Source organism: Pseudoalteromonas sp. APC 3694, from assembly GCF_030407565.1.
GTDB lineage: Bacteria > Pseudomonadota > Gammaproteobacteria > Enterobacterales > Alteromonadaceae > Pseudoalteromonas > Pseudoalteromonas tetraodonis.
Genome location: NZ_JASDDE010000121.1, coordinates 1 through 1,778 on the forward strand (window position 1 = coordinate 1; position 1,778 = coordinate 1,778).

Below are 1,778 nucleotides of genomic sequence, written 5' to 3' on the forward strand. Positions count from 1 at the left end.
CGTTTTGAAGGAGTTTCAAAAAGAAAGCCTAAGCTACCTTTTTAGGCTGGTTCCCAGCCTGAATACCTAACGCCCAGTTTAAGTTAACTTGCGCACTGGCTACATCGCGGGGCTTCTCACAACCACATTCGCATGAGTGCCAGCGGTCTGCTAAGGATTTCTTCTTCTTAGCTCCGCAGTCTGGGCAGGTTTGACTTGGCTTAACTTGCTTTGTTGGTACTTCAACAAATTCGCTACTAGCTTCTTCCGCTTTGTATCGCAGCAAATTAAGAGTCATGGCTGGCGCGGTGTTCAGAATTTCCCGATTCAGACCAGCCTTTTGTTTCACCATTTTTCCGTTTTTCTCGACAGTACCTTTGGCACTACGAGTCATGTTCTTAACGGTGAGTTTTTCGGTGGCGATCAATGCCGCCACTTCAACTAATTTTGCAGTTTCTTTATGAGTAAAATCGAGTCTTTGACGGGCGATTTTCTGGTGGAGTTTGGCAATTTGATGCTTTAATTTTCGCTGGGTGCGAGTGCCTTTTTTCGCTAACGCGAGGTCACGTTGTAAAGAGGTTAATCGCTCTTTGCTGTTTCTGAGGTAACGGGGGTTTTCGACTTGCTCAAAATTACCATCCTGATCGATAGTCGAAAAGTAATGAGAAACACCCCAATCCAAGCCAACAGCTTTAGTGCCACAGTTTCTCTCAATGGTGTCATACTCCATTGAAACTGAAATGAACCACTCACCATTCTTTCGGATGATTTCGGCAGTTTTCGGCTTGCCTCCTGTGTTTCTAGCTTTACCTCGGATCTTAACGATACCAACATCAGCCAAATAAACAGCACCATGCTTTTTTTCTTTCAGGTTGAGCTTCCAACCATCACCATGAGCCTTGTAGCCCCAACCTTTAAAGCGTTGAAATGGTTTAAAACGTGGGAATCCAGCTTTCTTATCACCTTTTTTGAGCCGTCTAAAAAAACCGTCAAAAGCCAGTGCAACACGTTTTAATGTGACTTGCTCACTCTGAGCATTAGCATTGAAAATGCCATGCGCTTTACGATTATTACGCCACAGAGTGTTGATTTTGCACTGTTCGTGAAAGTTAAGACTGTAATTAGAATCACGATATGTTTCGATGCGATCACGTAAAGCCCAGTTGTACAACTGGTGATGGTGGACAAACAAATCCATCAGCGATTCTTCTTGAGAAACTGATGATTTCATTTTATATGTAACTTTACGGATTGCTTTTTTCATAACAACTAATTATATTTAGCTGTTATGAAAAAACAAGCCCTAAATACGCTGTATCACAGCGTTTATAATATTCACTATCATTTAGTTCTTGTAACTAAATATCGTCGTCGCTGTATCACGCCAGAGGTTGCCGCGTACTTAGAATCTCAGTACAAAAGGTTGTTAAAATCTTGGGATTGTGAGCTTTTGGAGTGCAATGGTGAGCCAGATCACCTTCACCTTTTAATTTCTGCTAATCCCAAGATGCAACCAAGTAAAATGGTGAACAGTTTAAAAACTGCTACATCAAGACTTGTGCGAAAGGAGTTTTCCGAACACTTGGGTGAGTTTTACTGGAAGCCAGTTTTTTACAGCAGAAGTTATTGTCTGGTTAGTTGCGGAGGTGCGCCACTTGAAATCGTGAAGCAATATTTAGCTCAGCAGGAAGGATTTGATTAAAGCCACCACTTCGTGGTGGTGCGCCTTTCACCACCACCTAAATTAACTCGCTTTGGCTCATTAGATTTAGATGGAGCACTTGGCGCTATTGGGTAGA

At 42.4% G+C, this 1,778-nt stretch carries 2 protein-coding genes; one reads left to right on the forward strand and one right to left on the reverse strand.

Annotation, left to right across the window (positions count from 1 at the left end):
- Positions 1-28: 28 nt before the first annotated feature.
- Positions 29-1,243, reverse strand: a complete 1,215-nt coding sequence (locus QMA00_RS18755; RefSeq protein WP_024605726.1) for an RNA-guided endonuclease TnpB family protein — start codon at positions 1,241-1,243, stop codon at positions 29-31.
- A 24-nt stretch (positions 1,244-1,267) separates the two neighbouring features.
- Between QMA00_RS18755 and tnpA the strand changes: the two genes are divergently transcribed.
- Positions 1,268-1,681, forward strand: coding sequence for an IS200/IS605 family transposase (gene tnpA, locus QMA00_RS18760; protein WP_138564053.1), 414 nt, complete (start codon positions 1,268-1,270; stop codon positions 1,679-1,681).
- Positions 1,682-1,778: the final 97 nt, after the last annotated feature.